The 18,050-nt window shown below is 73.4% G+C and carries 16 protein-coding genes; 6 read left to right on the top strand and 10 right to left on the bottom strand.

Annotation, left to right across the window (positions count from 1 at the left end; all coding sequences use genetic code 11):
- Genes MUY14_RS31105 through MUY14_RS31120 form a run of 4 tightly spaced genes read right to left on the bottom strand, consistent with a single transcriptional unit; the run spans position 1 to position 3,888 of the window.
- Positions 1-966: a MoxR family ATPase gene (locus tag MUY14_RS31105; RefSeq protein WP_247014469.1), complete on the bottom strand. Its 966-nt coding sequence runs from the start codon at positions 964-966 to the stop codon at positions 1-3.
- The gene (locus MUY14_RS31110) at positions 963-2,105 is read right to left on the bottom strand and encodes a DUF4350 domain-containing protein (RefSeq protein ID WP_247014470.1); all 1,143 of its coding nucleotides are present in this window, start codon (positions 2,103-2,105) and stop codon (positions 963-965) included. The genes MUY14_RS31105 and MUY14_RS31110 overlap by 4 nt, the downstream gene beginning before the upstream one ends.
- A complete protein-coding gene (locus MUY14_RS31115) occupies positions 2,102-2,734 on the bottom strand; it encodes a DUF4129 domain-containing protein (RefSeq protein ID WP_247014471.1) in 633 nt (210 codons plus the stop codon). The genes MUY14_RS31110 and MUY14_RS31115 overlap by 4 nt, the downstream gene beginning before the upstream one ends.
- Positions 2,728-3,888 carry a hypothetical protein gene (locus tag MUY14_RS31120; protein ID WP_247014472.1) on the bottom strand — a complete coding sequence of 387 codons (1,161 nt, stop codon included), beginning with the start codon at positions 3,886-3,888 and terminating at the stop codon, positions 2,728-2,730. Before MUY14_RS31120 ends, MUY14_RS31115 begins: the two co-directional genes overlap by 7 nt.
- Positions 3,889-4,138: 250 nt before the next feature.
- On the opposite strand from MUY14_RS31120, the gene MUY14_RS31125 reads away from it, so the two are divergent.
- Positions 4,139-5,158 (top strand): neutral zinc metallopeptidase, encoded by a 1,020-nt coding sequence (locus MUY14_RS31125; RefSeq protein ID WP_396126600.1) that lies wholly within the window; start codon positions 4,139-4,141, stop codon positions 5,156-5,158.
- A 247-nt stretch (positions 5,159-5,405) separates the two neighbouring features.
- Here the strand turns inward: MUY14_RS31125 and MUY14_RS31130 are convergent, their stop codons facing one another.
- Positions 5,406-5,840: a hypothetical protein gene (locus tag MUY14_RS31130; protein ID WP_247025329.1), complete on the bottom strand. Its 435-nt coding sequence runs from the start codon at positions 5,838-5,840 to the stop codon at positions 5,406-5,408.
- A gap of 78 nt (positions 5,841-5,918) precedes the next feature.
- Positions 5,919-7,001: a TrkA family potassium uptake protein gene (locus MUY14_RS31135; RefSeq protein WP_247014474.1), complete on the bottom strand. Its 1,083-nt coding sequence runs from the start codon at positions 6,999-7,001 to the stop codon at positions 5,919-5,921.
- A gap of 96 nt (positions 7,002-7,097) precedes the next feature.
- Between MUY14_RS31135 and MUY14_RS31140 the strand changes: the two genes are divergently transcribed.
- Together MUY14_RS31140 and MUY14_RS31145 are read left to right on the top strand one after the other, a co-directional pair.
- Entirely contained in the window at positions 7,098-7,460 is a 363-nt protein-coding gene (locus MUY14_RS31140) for a hypothetical protein (RefSeq protein ID WP_247014475.1), read from the top strand.
- A gap of 4 nt (positions 7,461-7,464) precedes the next feature.
- Positions 7,465-7,839: a hypothetical protein gene (locus MUY14_RS31145; RefSeq protein WP_247014476.1), complete on the top strand. Its 375-nt coding sequence runs from the start codon at positions 7,465-7,467 to the stop codon at positions 7,837-7,839.
- Here MUY14_RS31145 and MUY14_RS31150 read toward each other — a convergent pair whose 3' ends face one another.
- On the bottom strand, positions 7,840-11,088 hold the full coding sequence (locus MUY14_RS31150; protein WP_247014477.1) for an ATP-dependent DNA helicase: 3,249 nt from the start codon (positions 11,086-11,088) through the stop codon (positions 7,840-7,842).
- Between the two features lie 94 nt (positions 11,089-11,182).
- On the bottom strand, positions 11,183-14,356 hold the full coding sequence (locus MUY14_RS31155; RefSeq protein ID WP_247025332.1) for an ATP-dependent DNA helicase: 3,174 nt from the start codon (positions 14,354-14,356) through the stop codon (positions 11,183-11,185).
- Positions 14,357-14,495: 139 nt separating this feature from the next.
- Between MUY14_RS31155 and MUY14_RS31160 the strand changes: the two genes are divergently transcribed.
- Together MUY14_RS31160 and MUY14_RS31165 are read left to right on the top strand one after the other, a co-directional pair.
- Entirely contained in the window at positions 14,496-14,819 is a 324-nt protein-coding gene (locus MUY14_RS31160; protein WP_247014478.1) for an MGMT family protein, read from the top strand.
- 28 nt (positions 14,820-14,847) lie between these two features.
- A complete protein-coding gene (locus MUY14_RS31165) occupies positions 14,848-15,705 on the top strand; it encodes a siderophore-interacting protein (RefSeq protein WP_247014479.1) in 858 nt (285 codons plus the stop codon).
- Positions 15,706-15,815: 110 nt separating this feature from the next.
- Here MUY14_RS31165 and MUY14_RS31170 read toward each other — a convergent pair whose 3' ends face one another.
- Positions 15,816-16,625, bottom strand: a complete 810-nt coding sequence (locus tag MUY14_RS31170; RefSeq protein WP_247014480.1) for a uroporphyrinogen-III synthase — start codon at positions 16,623-16,625, stop codon at positions 15,816-15,818.
- Positions 16,618-17,586: a YafY family protein gene (locus MUY14_RS31175; RefSeq protein WP_247014481.1), complete on the bottom strand. Its 969-nt coding sequence runs from the start codon at positions 17,584-17,586 to the stop codon at positions 16,618-16,620. The genes MUY14_RS31170 and MUY14_RS31175 overlap by 8 nt, the downstream gene beginning before the upstream one ends.
- A gap of 63 nt (positions 17,587-17,649) precedes the next feature.
- Between MUY14_RS31175 and MUY14_RS31180 the strand changes: the two genes are divergently transcribed.
- Positions 17,650-18,045, top strand: coding sequence for a DUF3224 domain-containing protein (locus MUY14_RS31180; RefSeq protein WP_247014482.1), 396 nt, complete (start codon positions 17,650-17,652; stop codon positions 18,043-18,045).
- The last annotated feature ends 5 nt before the right edge of the window (positions 18,046-18,050 follow it).

Genomic DNA, 18,050 nt, shown 5'->3' on the forward strand with positions numbered 1-18,050 from the left:
TCAGCGCGGCACGGGCACGGACGCGAGCACGCGGTCCAGCACGCCGTCCGCGGTGACGCCCTCGAGCTCGGCTTCCGGCCGGACGTCCAAGCGGTGCCGCAACGCGGGCCGCGCGAGCGCCTTGACGTCGTCCGGGGTCGCGTAGTCGCGTCCCGCCAGCCACGCCCAGGCCCGGGTGACCGCGAGCAACGCCGTGGCCCCGCGCGGCGAAACGCCGATGCGCACCGACGGCAGCGACCGCGTCGCCCGGCACAGGTCGACGACGTACCCGATCACCTCGGGTCCAATGGTGACGCGAGCGACGGCTTCGCGCGCGGCCGCCAGTTCGACCGCGCCCGCGACCGCCTTGAGCCCGGCCGCCGCGAGGTTGCGCGGGTCGAAGCCCTGCGCGTGGCGCCACAGGATGCCGATCTCGTCCTCACGCGAGGGCGCCGGCATGGTCAGCTTGAGCAGGAACCGGTCCAGCTGCGCCTCCGGCAGCGGGTAGGTGCCCTCGTACTCCACCGGGTTCTGCGTGGCGATCACGATGAACGGGTCCGGCAGCGGCCGCGTCTTGCCGTCGAGCGAGACCTGCCGCTCCTCCATGGCCTCCAGCAGCGACGACTGCGTCTTCGGCGGCGTCCGGTTGATCTCGTCGGCGAGCAGCAGGTTCGTGAACACCGGCCCCTCGCGGAAGGAGAACTCCCCGCTGTGGGCGTCGTAGACGATCGAGCCGGTGACGTCGCCGGGCATCAGGTCCGGCGTGAACTGCACCCGCTTGGTCTCCAGGTCCAGCGCCGCGGCCAGCGCCCGCACGAGCAGCGTCTTCGCGACGCCGGGGACGCCTTCGAGCAGCACGTGCCCCCGGCACAGCAGGGCCAGGATCAGCCCGGTGACGGCGGCGTCGTTGCCGACGACGGCCTTGCCGACCTCGGCGCGCAGCGCGATCAGCGCGTCACGGGCCCCGGTCGCGTTCTCGCTGGTCAAGTTCGCCCTGCCTCTCGTTCCACCCTGTCCAGTTCGCCCGCCAGCCGGACCAGCCCGGCGTCGCCGGTCACCGGCGGGCCGTAGAGCACCGCCCCGACGTCGTTCGCCGCGCGGCCGGTGCGCTCGGCCACCGAGGCCACCAGCGCCGCCGGGTCGGCGTCGCGCGGCAGGCCCAGCGCGGTCCGCAGCCGGGTCCGCGCCGCCTTCCGCAGCGTCTCACCCGCGTGGTCGGCCGCCTTCGCCCGCCGGTACAGCCGCGCGCGCCCCTCGGCGGTTTCGGCCGCGCGGACGACGATCGGCAGCGGCTCGGTGACCACCGGGCCCAGCCGCCGCGCCCGCCACAGCGCCAGCAGCGCGACGGCGATGCCCGCCTGCGCGACGCCGTAGTACCAGCCGGCCGGGATCAGGTCGAAGATCGACTTGCGGGTGTCGTCCAGCCCCGGGTCCGAAACCGACGGCAGGTACCAGACCAGCCGCGGGTGCGTCCCGAGCAGGTGCAGCGCCAGCGCCGCGTTGCCCTCGTCGGCGAGCCGCGAGTTGGTCAGCGGCGCGGCCGAGCCGAGCAGCGTCGTCGTGCCGCCCGCGTCGGCGAGCTGCAGCAGCGTGCCGCCGCCGTCTTCGCCGGGGTAGCAGGATCGCGCGCCCGGGGACGCGTACCCGGTGCCGCCGAGGGTGACGTCGCCCGCCGCGACGGCCGCGGCGACCGTGCACCGCGGGCTCAGCGTGGCCACGTCGCTGTCGCCTTCCCGGCGCACCAGCGGCAGCGAGTCGTGCAGCGTCGGCGTTCCCGGCGTCACCAGCACGACGTCGGCGGAGCGCTCCCGCAGCGCGTCGAGCCGCTTCGCGGGCACCAGGTCGGGCTGGGTGACGAGCAGCGTCGCGTTCTCGCCCGCCACCTCGTCCGCTTCGGCCATCGTGTGCGCGGTCCGGACGTCCACGCCCTGGTCGCGCAGGAGCTTCGCGAGCGCGTGGGCGCCGCCGGGTTCGTAGGAGCCGGGTTCGAGCGCGCCGTGCGTCTGCTCCCCGCGGCCGAGCAGGAGCAGCGCGCCGGCGGCGAAGATGAGGGCGACGAGGGCGAGGGGGATCCGGGCCCCGCGCCAGATCCGGCGCACATCCGGCGAGACCGAGGTGCTGCTCATACCGCGACCGGCCGCTCACGGCGGCACTGCTCGTCCAGCTCGGTCAGCGTCCGGTACGCCGTTTCGGTGCCTTCGCGGCCGCCGTAGTGGACGTCGTCGAAGAGCCGTGCGCCCGTGCGCAGCGCGTCGGCCACGTTGGGCAGCAGGGCACCGGCCTCGGCGGCGGCCTCGTCCGCCGTGCGGCCGGAGCGGGTGTCGAGCAGCGCGCGCTCTTCCAGCGCCCGCACGACGGCGCGGAAGCGGTCGCGCACGGCGTCGTCGTAGCGGCCCGCCGCGGCGGCCTCCGCGGCCGAGCGGCGGTAGTCGGCGGCGTTCTTGCGCTGCCCGCCGAAGACGACCCGGTCGGCGCGGGCGGTGCGGGCGACCTTGCCGGTGCGCAGCCGGACCACGACGACGAGCACGATCAGCAGCACGAGGACCAGCAGCAGCCCGAAGGGCCCGCCCGGGACGACCGACGACATGCCCCGAAGCAGCTTGTCGACCTGCTCGCCGAGCCACTGCCCGACCTGCTCCAGGAAGCCCGGCTGCGCGTCGCGGTACTTCGGGTCCGACAGCTCCTCCGCGGCGGCGCGGCGAGCCGAGTCCCGGTCGATGTCGACCGGGACGTCAGTGAAGAACAGCGTCACCACGCCTGCGGGGGCTGGACCCCGGCCGCGCGCGCCAGCGCGATGTCCATGCCTTCGCGGCGCATCCGCTGGTCGAGGTAGACGATCGCGGTGACCAGCGCGACGAACGGGATCGCGATCGTGCCGGAGACGATCTGCCCCGCGGACTGCAGCAGCAGCTCGCCGGTGCCCGGCACGGACACCTTGCCCGGGTTGAGGAAGCCGTCGAACACGCCGGTGCCGAGCGCGAACGGCAGCTGGATGATGTTTTCGAAGAACGACTCGATGATCCGCGCCAGCACGAGCACGCCGAACACCCGCCAGAACGAGCCGCGCACCAGCTTGACCGACCGGACGAACGCCTCCCGGAACGTGCCGCGCTCGAGCACCAGCGCCGGGGACGCCAGCGCCCAGAACACCCAGACGAGCACCCCGGGGACGATGCACAGCATCAGGCCGATCGTGCTGGTCAGCGCGTAGACGAACGCCACGCCGAGCAGCGGCAGCAGCCGCGGCTGGACCTCGCGCCAGGCGCTGCCGAAGGAGACCTCGCGGCCCAGCGCGGCGCGGCCCACGACCGCGGCCATCAGGCCGGTGGTGAACGTCATCAGCAGCGCGGAGATGAGCGACGCCGGCAGCGCCACGATCAAGAGGTCGCCGAAGGTGCCGAAGAGGGCGTTGCGCAGTTCTTCGTCGGTCGCGCCCGGCCCGAGTTCGGCCGTCGAGGCCAGGCTCTCGAGGTCGGCGTAGAGGAACTTCTGCGCGACGAAGGTCAGGGCGGCGCTGATCACCGCGACCACCGCGCCGATGCCCAGCACGAGCAGCGGGTGCCGGCGGAGCGTCGTGATCGCGCCGTCGAGGATGTCGCCGATGTTGAGCGGCCGGAGCGCGATCACGCCCGGCTTGCCGAGCCCGTGCGGGTTCCAGCGCGGCTGCGGCGCGTACTGCGGCGGCGCCTGCCACCCGGGTGCCTGCTGCTGCCAGCCCGGCGGCGGCGTCGGCGGGGCGGGCGGGGTGTCCGGCGCCTGCCAGCCGCGCGGCGGCGTGGCCGGTGACGCGGTGTGATCTTCCGACGGCTTCGGCTCACCCGATCCGGGCGCCTGAGCTGCGGGCACGCCCTGGCTCGGTGTCGGCGTGTCGGCGCCCTCTCCGCCGGACGCGCCACCGGTGTCTGTCATCGAAGCCCCTCGCCTGCGGTACCTGCTTGCCGACACTCTCTCAGAGGCGGTTGTACCCGGCCAGACCTGGGGTGACGTCCGGTCGCCGTGACACCACGCGCACGGACGGGTGCGAGACGGCCCGTTCCCCCGATATGCTGAACCGCGGGATCGGGTACCCCCGGTCCGTACCGAGACCCTTCGGGACTGCCTAGTGACGCAACCGCCCCACGGCCAGGTACCGCCTCGCGGAACCGTTCAGCCGCCGCCGGTGCCGGGTGCGCAACCGGATCTCCCGTGGCTGGGCCAACCGCACACCATGGCCGCACCGAAGCGCCGCTCGCCGGCGGCGGTGATCGGCGTGTGCCTGGGCGCGGTGGCCGTGCTGGTGCTCGGCCTGGTCGCGATCGTCGCGCTCAACCGCACCGAGACGCCGCTGGCCAACCCCAGCTTCCGGGACGCGCCGTCGTCGCAGGACAGCCCGGCCCCGCTGCCCCCCGGCGGCGCGGGCGCCCCGGCCTCGGCGTCGACGCCGGCGTCCGAAACGCCGTCGCCCAGCGCGACCGGGCCGCAGAAGGTCCTCAAGCTGGCCGACCACCCGATCCTGCAGGACCCGAACGCCGGTCTCCAGAACCGCGTGTGCACGCTCCCGGCCTGGCAGAGCACCCAGGAAGGCGCGGAGGCGTTCTTCACCGCGGCGAGCAAGTGCCTGGACGCGGCGTGGGGCCCGTTCCTCGAGGCCTACCACCTGCCGTTCACGCCGCCGGCCCTGCACTTCCCGACCGGCGCGAGCTTCGAGACCGAGTGCGGCACCATCCAGGTCGGCATCGCGACCGCCGCGTACTACTGCGAAAACAACCTGTACGTCCCGTTCCGCGGGCTGCAGACCGACCAGTACGGCAACAACCCCGGCGTCTACCTGGCCCTGTTCGCCCACGAGTACGGCCACCACGTGCAGGAAGTCGCGGGCCTGATGGACGCGGCCTGGCAGAAGATCTACGAAGCCGGCCAGAACAGCCCCGCCGGGCTGGAGATGTCCCGCCGCAAGGAACTGCAGGCCCAGTGCTTCTCGGGCATGTTCCTGGGCGCGCACGTCGACCAGGGCGGCACGATCAGCCGCGACATGTACAACAAGGCGTGGAACGACCAGGAAACCCGCGGCGACAACACGTCCCGCAGCCACGACCACGGCACGAACGCGCACTACGCGGCGTGGTGGCGAGCGGGCGCGACGAGCAACCGGATCTCCGACTGCAACACCTTCGCAGCGCCGTCGTCCGAGGTCAGCTAGCGGGGTTTCGGCCGCGGCCCCGGCGAAGTCAAATCAGCCCGCCGGATCCGGCCCGCCCACACGTCATGAACGAGTCGTTCACCTCACCAGACGACATGAACGACCCGTTCATGACATCCACCGCAGCCCCGTCGCCTGAGGTCAGCTGACGGGCTTCGACGGCCAGGCCACAGGCGCTGCAGGTGACCGGCTCGCCCGCCCGTCTCGAATGGGTCATTCAGGACCTCCGAAGACCTGAATGACCCATTCAAGACGTGGGGCGGACCGGAGCCGGTTTCGAGCGCAACGGGATGCTCAGCCACAGGTAGCCGAACATCCCGCCGGCGAAGCACGCGAACACCAGCAGCGCGAGCCCCAGCGGCCGGCGAGCGTCCGAAGCGCCGATCGACGTGTCGGCCGCGTGGACCGCGACCGGGCCCTGGTCCGGCAGCGTCTCCGGGACGGCGACCTCGACGCGCTCGCCTTGCCCGTGCCCGCAGCCGTTCAGCGTGCCTTCGTGCGCCTTGCCGGCGACGGTGAACTTGACCGTCTCGACGGCGTCCGGTTTGTCGCACGCCGCGGGCTTGGTGACCTCGGCCTGCACCGGCGCGCCGAGGCTGTCACTGGTGATGCCCAGCAGCCCCGGCCCGGCGAGCCAGGCGAGCAGCACGACGAGCACGCCCGCCGCGGCGGGGATCGCCACCGTGGGCCACGTGAGGGCGAGGGATCGCGGGGGCACCCGGCCATGGTTCCAGATTCCGCGGCCGAAACCCAGGTGCCGTCACCGCTGCTCGATCTTCTCCGCCTGCGTGACCTTCTTGACGTAGAGGAGCTTGTCGCCGGGTTCGATGGCGTCGGCCTGTGGGGCGTCGACGCGGTAGAGGACGCCGTCGCGGACCAGGCCGAGCACGAGGTCGGGCAGGTGCCGCGGCGAACCGCCCTCCTCGGCGGGCTCGACCGCCCGCTCGGCGATCGCCAGGCCCGACTCCGGGGTCAGCAGGTCCTCCATGATGTCGACGACCAGCGGCGTCGACGTCGCCATGCCGAGCAGCCGCCCGGCCGTCTCGCTGGAGACGACGACCTGGTTGGCGCCCGACTGCTTGAGCAGGTGGACGTTCTCCGCCTCCCGCACCGACGCCACGATGTGCGCCTTGGGCGCCAGCTCGCGGGCGGTGAGGGTGACGAGGACCGCCGTGTCGTCCCGGTTCGGGGCGACGACGACCGCGCGCGCGTGCTGCACCGCGGCGACGCGCAGGACGTCGGAGCGGGTGGCCGAGCCGTGCACGGCGACCAGGCCCAGCGCGCTCGCCGCGTCGAGGGCCTGCTGGTCGGTGTCGACGACGACGATCTGGCCCGGGGCGACGTTCTCGTCGCCGAGCAGCGCGTTGACGGCGGACCGGCCCTTGGTGCCGAACCCGACGACGACCGTGTGGTCGCGCACCTTCGTCCTCCACTTCTGGATCTTGAACGCCTGGCGGGAGCGCTCGGTGAGCACTTCCAGGGTGGTCCCGACCAGGACGATGAGGAAGAGCACCCGCAGCGGCGTGATCACCAGGACGTTCACCAGCCGGGCGGACGCCGTGGCCGGCGCGATGTCGCCGTAGCCGGTGGTCGAGAGCGAGACGGTGGCGTAGTACAGGCTGTCCAGCAGGGACAGGCCGTCGCCGTTGGTGTCGCGGTACCCGTCGCGGTCGACGTAGACGATGATCACGGTGGCCAGCAGCGCGAGCAGCGCCCCGATGATCCGCTTCACGATGGACCGCAGCGGGCTGACCGTCAGCTCGGGCATCCGCAGGACGCCGACGAGCTCGTGGTCCGGCCGATCGGTGAGACTGCCCAGCGGCAACCGCCTCAGGGCCTTCATGCACCGGCTCCCAGCGGCTGGTGTCGAGCGTCACTCACGCCCGGAGGATAGCCCAACCGGGTGGCGGACCGCCGCGTGGAACGCGACGATGCCCCCATGGCTACCTCGCAACGGCCCGCGCACCTCTTGGCGGGGGCACTGGGCTTCATGGGCGTCCTGCACTTCGCCGTGCCCAAGCCGTTCGACGGCCTGATCCCGCGTTCCCTGCCGGGTTCGCGGCGGGCGTGGACGTACGGCTCGGGGGTGGCGGAGCTGGCGGTCGCGGCCGCGGTGGCGACCCCGCGCACGCGCCGGCTGGGCGGGCTGGCGGCGGCGTTGCTGTTCCTGGGGGTGTTCCCGGGGAACGTGAAGATGGCGGTGGACGCGAAGACCCCGCCCCAGCGCGCGATCGCGTGGGGGCGGCTGCCGCTGCAGTGGCCGCTGATCGCGTGGGCGCTGAAGGTCCGCGACCGCGGCTGACGCCGTGCACGTCGAAATCACCGAGGTGCTGGACGGCGGCCTGGTCCGCTTCGCTTCGCCGCTGGGCACCGCGAACGCGGCCTGGCGGGGCACGGAGCCGCCCCGCGTCGGGCGGGTTCACGTGGAGCTGGACTTCCCGGCGTCGCTCCGGACCTGGGCGGTGGTCCCGGCCGGCGCGCCCGAGCTTCGCGGCACCGGCGACCAGGTCCGCGTCACGGCCCGGGTGGCCGCGTACACCCCCGAGGACGGCGTGCTCACCCTCGAGCTGGGTGACAGCGTGGTGCTGGCCGAACTCCCCGCACCCGCACCGGAAATCCGGCCCGGCGGCTGGCTGCGGGTGACCGCCGGCCGCCTCGACCTCTACCCGGTCGACCTGTAGTCACTCCTGCGGGATGTCCCGCAGCAGCCGGCGCAGGCCTTCCGTGTCCAGCAGGTCCGCCGGGCGGATCGTGCGGTTCGCCCGGACGTAGTGGAACGCCGCCCGCACCTGCTCCACCGGGACGTTCTTCAGCGCTGCCCAGGCCATCCGGTACGCCGCCAGCTGGACCGCCAGTGCCGGGATCCTCGACTCGGGCGGGACCGAGCCCGTCTTCCAGTCCACGACCTCCCAGTACCCGTCGGCGTGCCAGAACACCGCGTCCATGCGGCCGCGCAGGGTGATGCCCTCGACGTCGGCCGAGAACGAGACCTCCACCGCCTCGGGGACCCGGTCCGCCCACTCGCTCTCCTCGAACGCCTCCCGCAGCTCCTCGAAGTCCGCGTCCGGGGCTTCGTCGAAGTCGGCCGCGCCGGGGAGGTCGTCGATTTCGATGAGCTGGTCGCCCCCGAAGCGGCGCTCCAGCCAGCCGTGGAACTCCGTGCCGCGGCGGGCGAAGCTGTTCGGCTCCGCCGGCAGCGGGCGGCGCAGGTCGCTCGCCAGCCGGGCGCTGTCGTCGGCCAGCGTGACCAGCTGGCTCACCGTGAGCCGCGACGGCAGCGGGACCCGCTTGACGTGGTCGTCCTTGCGCGCCCACTCCTCCAGCAGGACGTCGGTGTCGGTCAGCCAGCCGTCCGGGTCGTCGTCCTCGTCGTCCGCCGGCGGCTCCTCAGCGTCCGAAGTGGACATCGCCTCGGACACCAGCTCGACCCCGGTCTGCACGCCGGTGCGGCGGTCGGCCAGCGGGTCGACCGGCCACCGCGACTTCCGCGAGTCCGACACCAGCGGGTTTTCCTCGTCTGACGCCGGTTCCGGCGCCCAGTCGGTCAGCCGCCCGACGCCGGTTTCCCGCAGCACGCCGGCGATCTCGGTGAGGAACTCCGACGGCCCCTTCGCGCGGCTGCTGCTTTCGTTCCACCAGTGCCCGGAGACGATCAGCGCGCGCTCGGACCGCGTCAGCGCCACGTAGCAGAGCCGCCGCTCCTCGGACTGCTCCCGCTCGACGAACCCGGCCTCGTGCAGCTCCAGTCCTTCTTGGACTTCCTTGCGGTCGTAACCCTCGGCGACGCGCAGCTCCGGCAGGTCTTCGGCGTCACCGCGCAGCACGGCGGGCAGCGACGTCGCGGTCCGCAGCCACGACGACGACCGGCGACGCCCGGGGAACACCTCGTGCACCAGGTGCGGGACGGCGACGACCTCCCACTCCAGGCCCTTCGACGAGTGCACGGTGAGCACCTGCACCCGGTCCGGGACGACCTCGACCTCGCCGGGGGTGAGCCCGTCTTCGGCGTGCGCGGCGGTGTTCAGGTAGTCCACAAAGGACAGCAGGGTCGCCGTCGGCGCGGTCTCGGCGTAGTCGGTGACGACTTCGGCGAACGCGTCCAGGTGCGCGCGGCCCGCGGAACCGGGGCGGGCCAGCGATTCGACGTCCAGCAGCATCGTGCGCTCGACGTCGGCGACGAGCTCCGGCAGCGACTGGTCGAGCCGCCGCCGCAGCGCGGCCAGCTCCCAGCCGATCCGCCGGATGCGCCGGTAGCCCTCCGCCGAATACCGGTCCGCCGCACCGGGTTCGTCGACGGCGTCGATCAGCCCGGCCTGCTCGACCCGCTCGACCACCAGCTCCGGGGTGTCGGACTTCTCCGGGCTGGACAGCTCGCCGGCCCGCCGCCACAGCGCCGCGACGTCGGCGGCCGCGAGGCGCCAGCGCGCGCCGGTCAGGAGCCGGGCCGCCGCGCTGCCCGACAGCGGGTCGGCGAGCACCTTCAACGTCGAAACGAGGTCGGCGACCTCGGGTTCGTCGAGCAGGCCGCCGAGCCCGACGACCTCGACCGGCAGCCCGCGCGCCCGCAGTTCGGCGGCGATCGGGGCCATGTCGGCGCGGCGCCGCACGAGGACGGCGGCGGTCGGCGGCTTCCCGGTCTCCTCCTGCACGGCGTACCAGCGCCGCGACAGCGCGTCGGCGACCCACTCGCGTTCGGCGCGGATGTCCGGCAGCAGCGCGCACGCGATGTCCGCCGCCCCGGCGCCTTCGCGGGCCCGCAACCGTTCGACGCCGAGGCCGCGGGCGCGCAGCGGTTCGGCGATCGCGTTCGCGAGGTCGAGGATCTCCGGCGGGTTGCGGAAGCTGGTGAGCAGCCCGAATTCGTGCGCGGGGACGAGGCGTTCGCCGTCGAAGCGCGGGAAGTCCGAGGTGAACCGGGGCAGGTTGGCCGCGCTGGCGCCGCGCCAGCCGTAGATGGCCTGCGCCGGGTCGCCGACGGCGGTCACCGGCATCGGCGGGTTCTCGACGCCGCCGAACAGCGCGCGCAGCAGGACGCGCTGGGCGTGCCCGGTGTCCTGGTACTCGTCGAGCAGGACGGCGCCGTAGCGTTCCCGTTCGCCGCGCACGACCGACGGGTAGCCGCTCGCGAGCTGCGCGGCGAGGGACATCTGGTCGGCGAAGTCGAGCGCGCCTTCGTTGCGCTTGCGGCGGTGGTAGTCCTCGACGAGTGGCAGCAGCGCGAGCCGGAAGTGCTGCGCCGCCATGATTTCCGTGAGCTTCTGCGGCAGCCCGGCCCGCTGTCCCTTGGCGCGCGGCGCGTTCTCGATGATCCGGCAGAGCCACTTCGTGTACTCGGCGAGCTGCTCGGTGGAGACCAGGTGCTCGCCGAGTTCGCCGGCGAGGGCGAGCACGTCGGCGGTGACGGTCGGCGGGACGCGGTCGGTCTCGAGCTCGTTGTCCCAAGTGGACACGACGCGGTGCGCGATCTGCCACGACGACGTCTCGGACAGCAGCCGGACACCGGGCTGCACCGGCAGCCGGAGGCCGTGCTCGGACAGCATGCGCCCGGCGTAGGCGTGGTAGGTGAGGACGGTCGGTTCGCCGGCGACCACCGTGGACCGCAGCCCGCCGGTGGGGTCGAGTCGGTCGAGGAGGCCGGACCCGGCGAGGCGGCGCAGCCGCGCGCGGACGCGTTCCCCGAGCTGGCGGGCGGCCTTGCGGGTGAAGGTGAGGCCGAGCACGCGGTCGGGGCTGACGATCCCGTTGGCGACCAGCCAGACCACCCGCGCGGCCATCGTTTCGGTCTTCCCCGCGCCGGCCCCGGCGACGACGAGCGAGGGTTCGACGGGCGCGGCGATGACGGTCGCCTGCTCGGGGGTCGGCCGGTGCAGCCCGAGCGCGTCGGCGAGTTCGGCGGGCTCGACGGGGTTGGCGACGAGGAGCGGGCTCACTTCCCCACCCCCCGAGCCGCACTTTCACGTGAAAGTGCAGCTTTGTGCCGCAAAGCCGCACTTTCACGTGAAAGTGCGGCGGTGGCTGAGGCGGTCACGGGCCTGGTACCTGTCGGCCTTCGGGGCGCAGGGGGCAGCAGCCGCGGGCCGGGCAGCGGTCGCAGTCCGGGTTCTCCTGCGCCTGGTAGTCCGGCCCGGCGGCCGACGCCGCGGCGTCGCGGACCAGCTCCAGCCACTGCTTGCCGCCGACCTCGTCCAGCGGCGGCTGGGACCGTTCGGTGGCGCCGGTCTGTTTGTTCGCCTTCGCGACGTAGACCAGCTTCGCGCCGCCGGGTTCGTTGCTGCCCTTGATCGCTCCCAGCAGCACCGCGAGCTGGTACGCCGCCAGCTGCGGGTGCGCCTCGGCGTCGGCGCCCGAAACGGGCACCTTCCCCGTCTTGATGTCGACGATCACCGGCCGCCCGTCGGCGTCGAGCTCCACCCGGTCGACGCGGCCCCGCAGCAGCACCCGGACCTCGTCGGCGCCACCGGCCGGCAGCTCCACCTCGATGTCCTGCTCGACGCCGGCTTCCTTGAGCTCCGCCCGGCTGCGCTCCAGCCACGTCACGAAGTTCTGCAGCATCTGCTCGACGCGCCGCCGTTCCCGCCGCGAGAACCACGGCGCCCCGGCGTCGACCCGCACCCAGGCATCGTCCAAAGCGGACTGCAGCTCCGCGTCCGTGCGACCGGACGCGACCGCCTGCGCCAGCCCGTGCACCAGGGTGCCGGTCACCGCGGCCAGCTGGGCCGGGTCGCTGCCACCGTGGCGCTCGATCATCCAGCGCAGCGGGCACTTCGTCAGGATTTCCACTGTGGACGGTGAGATCCGGATGAGGTCGCCGGGCGGGTGCACCGGGACGTCGGTGGACGCCGGGAGCAGGCCGTACCACGTCGACGGGTGCGCGCCCGGCACCTTCGCGTCGGCCAGGCGCGCCAGCTGCTTCGCCGCCCGGCGCCGGCGTGCGGGCTCCGCCTTGTCGTCGCAGACGACCTCGCGCAGCTCCCCCACCAGCTCGGCCAGCACCAGCGACCGCCCCGGCGGCTTCATCCGCGAGTCGAGACCGCCGTCGTCGGCGCCGTTCTCCTCCAGGTCGTCGAGGAACCGGGACGGCTGCTCGTCCTCGCCCGAAACCGCGGTGACGAGCAACGTCTGCTTCGCGCGGCTCATCGCGAGGTAGAACAGCCGCCGCTCCTCGGCGAGGATCGGGGCGGTCTGGGACACGGCGTCGTCGTCGACCCCGGCCATCAGGTCCTTGAGCCGTTCCACGCCCAGCACGGATCCGCGCAGCCGCAGGTCCGGCCACGCGCCCTCCTGGACACCGGCGACGGCGACGACCGTCCACTCGCGACCGGCGGCCGAGTGCGCCGTGAGCAGCGAAACACCGTCGCCCGGCACAGCGGCCGGAGCGAGCGTGTCGCCCGCGATCCGTTGCGCGCCAAGGTAGTCCGCGAAGGACGCGACACTCGCGCGCGGCAACCGGTCGACGTACCGGCCGGCGGCGTCGAACAACGCGACCACGGCGTCGAGGTCGCGATCGGCCTGCGCGGCCAGCGAACCGCCGCGCTCGACCTGGCGCAGCAGCTTGTCCTGCAGGCCGCTTTCCCGCCACAGCTGCCACAGCACCTGCTCGACGCCGTCGCCTCGGGCCACGGCCTGGTGCGTGACGCGCAGCAGCCCGCCGACGCGCCGCACCGGCTCGGCCTCGGCGTCGGCCAGCCCGGCGAGGACGTCCCCGCCCCGCAACGCTTCCACGAGCAGCTCATCGCTCGAGCGCTGCCCGCCGCCGGCCAGTTCGAGGCGGCGCAGACCGCGCCGCAACCGCCGCAGCGCCAAGGGATCCGCGCCGCCGAGCGCAGACGACAGCAGCATCTCCGCGAGGTCGACGTCGAGGAGTTCCGGTGCGGGCGCGAGCTTCAGCACGGCCAGCAGCGGACGCACCGCGGGCTGCTTCGCCAGCGGCAGTTCCTCGGTCGCCGACCCGATCGGTACGCCGGCGGCGCGCAAAGCGCGTTGCAGCACCAGGAAAGTCCGCGCCGGCGACCGGACGAGCACCGCGATCTCCGACCACGGAACGCCGTCGACGAGGTGCGCGCGGCGCAGCTGGTCGGCGATCCAGCTCGCCTCGGCGGCGGGCGTCGGCATCACGCGGACACGCACGTTCCCGCCGGTGGCGCCCTTCGGCGGGACGATCTTGCGGTGCTGCGACGCACCCGGCAGCGTCGCGCCGATCTTCGCCACCGCCAGGCGCACGGCCGGGGCCAGCCGGTGCGACGTCGTGAGCGTGACGGTCCGGCTGCCGTCCGGGTCGGCGTCGGCGAACAGGCTCGCGTCCGCGCCGCGGAAGGAGAACACGTTCTGGTCGGGGTCGCCGGCCACGACGAACTCGGCCGCGGTGTGCCCGATCACCCGGACCAGGCTGGTCTGCAGCGGGTCGAGGTGGTGGGCGTCGTCCACGAACAGGTGCCGGACGCGGGTGCGCTCGCGTTCGCGCAGCTCGTCGTCGTCCTCGAGGGCGAGCAGCGCGGAGGTGACCAGCTCCGCGGCGTCCAGCGCGGGCGAGCTCGCGACGCCGAGCGCGTTGCCGCCCGCACCCTGCAGCTGCGTGACTTCTTCGTACTGGGCCCAGAACTGGCCGGCGGCGATCCACTCGTCACGGCCGCGGCGGCGGCCCAGCTCGGCGAGGTCCTCCGGGCCGAGCCCGCGCTCGGCCGCGCGCATCAGCAGGTCGCGCAGCTCTTCGGCGAAGCCGGGGACGATCAGGGCGGGCCGCAGCGGTTCCGGCCAGTACTCGGCTTCTTCGTCGAGGTCACCGGCCAGCAGTTCGCGCACGACGACGTCCTGCTCGGCGCCCGCGAGCAGGCGTGGCGGCGGGAGCTCCCCGGCCATCGCTTCCAGCCGCAGCAGCGAGTAGGCGTAGGAGTGCACGGTGCGCACGAGCGGTTCGCGGACGGTCCGGGGCAGCGGCCGCGCCTGGTCCGGGTCGGCGGTGAGCCGGCGCGTGATGTCGGCGCGCAGGGCGTCCGCGGCCTTGCGGGACGTGGTGAGCACGAGCACGCTCTCGGGGTCCGCGCCCTCGGCGATGCGGCGGGTGGCGGCCGAGGCGAGCAGCGACGTCTTGCCGGTGCCGGGCCCGCCGAGCACGCGGCGGAACCCACCGGGTGCGGAGAGCACGCGCCGGGCGCCTTCGCCCCAGGTGAACGTGGGTGCGTCGGGGACCGGCGTGCGCACCAGCCGCGCGTCCGCCTGCGCCGTTCGCCTCCCGTTCACCCCGCGATGGAACCACGTCCGGAGTAGTGGGTGCGGCACCGGCACGGCTTAGCGGCGGACGGCCACGAAAAGTGTCGTACCCATCCGGCAGAGTGTCGGTATGGACGACGTTCTGCACGAGCGCGTGCGGGAGATCATCGAGTCGGTGCCGGCCGGCTCGGTCGCGACGTACGGCGACATCGCGGCGCTCGCCGGCGCGCCTTCGCCGCGGATGGTGGGCGCCATCCTGGCCGAGGACGGGCACGACCTGCCGTGGCACCGGATCCTGCGCGCGAACGGGACTCCGGCGCCCCACCTGGTCCACGACCAGCTGGAGCGGCTGCGGGCGGAAGGGGTGCTGGCCGACGGCCAGCGCGTGGACCTGCGGAAGTACCGCTGGAAGCAAGGAGGTGACGAGGATCCCGGTCCGGAAGGGCTGTTCTGACCACTGTTGCTTAGGTTAGCCTCGCCTAATGACGACGCAGGCGGAGCGCACCACCCTGACCTACCACCGGGCCTCGGTCACGGTGGCCCGGCCGCTGTCGCCGCACCTGGTGCGCGTGACGCTCGCCGCGGAGACCTTCCGCGACCTGGTGCCGCAGGCGCCCGACCAGTACGTGAAGCTCTTCTTCCCGCTCGCCGGGCAGGAGGAGCCGGTGCTGCCGGAGACCGCTTCCGACGTCATGTCCTGGTACCGCACGTACCTGGCGATGCCGGACGACCTCCGACCACCGATGCGCACGTACACGGCCCGGGCGATCCGGCCGGACGCGGCGGAGGTCGACATCGACTTCGTCCTGCACGGCGACGAGGGCCCGGCGTCGGCGTGGGCGTCGCGCGTCAGGCCGGGCGACCAGGTGGCGTTCATGGGCCCGCACGGCCTGTACGCGCCCACGCCCGCCGCCGACTGGCAACTGCTGGTCGGCGACGAAACGGCGTTGCCCGCGATCGGCGCGATCGTCGAGCAGCTGCCCCCGGGAACGCGGGCGTCGGTGTACGTCGAGCTGGCGGACCGGGCGGACCGGCAGACGTTCGACACCTTGGGCGCGGTCGAGGTGCACTGGGTGCTGCGCGACTCGCGTCCGCTGGGTGAGGCGTTGCTGGAAGCCGTCCGCGGCGCGACGTTCCCCGGCGGGACGCCGTACGCGTGGGTGTCCGGCGAGGCGGGCGTGGTGAAGCTGGTGCGGCGGCACCTGGTGCGGGAGCGCGAGGTCGACAAGCGGGCGATCTGCTTCACGGGCTACTGGCGGCGCGGGCTGAGCGAGGAGGCCGCGAGCCGCGAAGCGGTCCGGGCGGCCGAGGCCGGCGAGGTCCCGGCCGAGGAGGACTGACCTCGTCGGTGCCCCGGCGAGGAGCTGCGCGAGGACAACTCCACGCTGGCCGGCTGCCGACGCCCGGGGGCGTCTTCAAGACGTACTGAGCGAAGCTCTGCCCCGGCGGCTCAGTGCTGACTGTCGCCGAGGGTCGTGACCAGCAGTTTCACCAACGCGCCCAGCCGCTGGCGGTCCGGCTGCAGGGTCGATATCCCGGCCTCCTCCAGCGGTGCCGCCGTCACCGGACCCACGCACGCGACCACCACCGGCCCCCGGAAAGCGGCCACCACCGCCTCGTACCGCCCGTAGGACCGCGCCAACGAAAGGAAGTTCGCCGCCGCGGGAGCGCTCGTGAACGCCAGCGCGGCCACCTCCCCCGCCACCGCCGCGTCGATCAGCTCGTGCACCGGCGCCACGTCCGCCGGCGAATGCCACCGGTACGGCTGCACCTCCACCAGCGATGCCCCGGTCAACAACCCCGTGTGCTCCGGCAACGGCGTCCCGTGCAGCTGGACGGCCACCCGCGCACCCTCGACACCCGCCGAAGCCACCGCCCCGAACAGCTCCGCGTTCGACTCCGACTCCGCCGAAAAGAACTCCCGCAGCCCGGCACCCCGGACCGCACCGACCGCCTTCGGACCACGGGCGTAGATCCGGGACTCCCGAAGCCGCTCCAGCAGCGGCTCGCGCAGGCCCCAGCCATCGGCAGCGTCGAGCCAGCCGCGGAAGCCCGCGCCCGTCGTCACCACCGTGAACGCGACCGGCTCCGCCAGGACCGCTTCGGTGGCCGACCGCAGCGCGGGATCCGACTCGAGCGGGACGATCGTGATCGTCGGCGCGTGGCGGACCTCGGCGCCGTAGCGTTCGAGGGCCGCGATGAAGTCCTCCGCCCGGCGTTCGGCCGTGACGCCGATGGCGATGCCACTCAGCTCACCCATAGATCGCGCCCATCTCCTCGATCGCTTCCGCCAGCTCCGCCCGCAGGTCCGCCGGTTCGAGGACCTCCAGGTGCGGCCCGAAGCGCAGCAGCTCGCCGATGGCCGGTTCGCCGCGCTCCACCGGCAGCTCCACGGTGAGCCAGCCGTCCGCGTCGGGTTCGCCCACGGCCGACCGCAGCGCGCGGGCCCCGGCCGGACCCGCGTAGAACGGTACGAGAGCCTGCGCCCGCGGCGACAGCCGCACCACGGCCACGCGCGGGAACATCCGGCGTTCGAACTGCTCCGACCACTCCTGCCAGTACCGCGCGAGGTCGAAGCCGGCCGGCCGCTCGAACACCTCGCCGAGGTCCTCCAGCGCCTGCACCCGCGAGATCCGGTACGTCCGGTCGGTGCCTTCGCACCGCGCCGCGAGGTACCAGTTGCCCGCCTTGAGGATCAGCCCCAGCGGCTCGACGTCCCGCTCGACGACGCGCTGCCCCCACCGTTCGTAGCGGATCCGGATCCGGTGCGACGACCACACCGCGTCGGCGACGGCGGACAGCGCCGGCAGGCTCTCGATCCCCCGGTGCCAGCCGGGGACGTCCAGGTAGAACCGCTCGGCGACGCGGCCGGCCCGGTCGCGCAGCTCCGACGGCAGCGCCGCGTACAGCTTGAGCTGCGCCGCCGCGAGGACCGTCCCCAGCCCCAGCTCGGCGGCCGCGACCGGCAGCCCGGCCAGCGACAGCGACTGCGCCTCTTCCTCGGTCATCCCGGTCAGCCGGGTGCGGTAGCCGTCGACCAGGCGGTACCCGCCGGTCCGCCCGCGGTCGGCGTACACCGGGACACCGGACGCCGACAGCGCGTCGATGTCCCGGTAGATCGTGCGCACCGAGACTTCGAGCTCTTCGGCCAGCTCCTCGGCCGTCATCCGGCCGCGGTTCTGCAGCAGCAGGAGGACGGACAGGAGGCGGCTCGCGCGCATGCCGCCGATTCTGGCAGAAATACCTGACACAAGCTGACAGGTATGTCCGGCAGGGTGACTTCCATGAACGAGTTCATGACGAAGAACTGGGAAGAGAAGATCGTCAGCGGCACCGAAGGCGGCCCGCGGGTGGCCTACGCACACGTCACGTTCGCGTACGAAGGCGTCATCGAGGGTGAATCGATCTGCGACCTTCTGCTGTACTACGCGGGCGAAGGCTACGACAGCGGGCAGACGACGTCGCCGAGCTTCGAGCGCTTCGAAGGCAAGGTCGACGGTCGCGAAGGGACGTTCATCGTGCGCCACGAGTACACGTTCGACGACAAGGGCTTCACCTCGACGTTCAAGGTCGTCCCCGGTTCGGGTACCGGCGGACTGGCCGGCCTGACCGGCAGCGGGACCGCCGGCGGCGCGACCGGCGTGGACAAGGTGGGCTACACGTTCGAGTACGCGTTCTAGGAGTC

It is taken from the genome of Amycolatopsis sp. FBCC-B4732 (assembly GCF_023008405.1).
GTDB lineage: Bacteria > Actinomycetota > Actinomycetes > Mycobacteriales > Pseudonocardiaceae > Amycolatopsis > Amycolatopsis pretoriensis_A.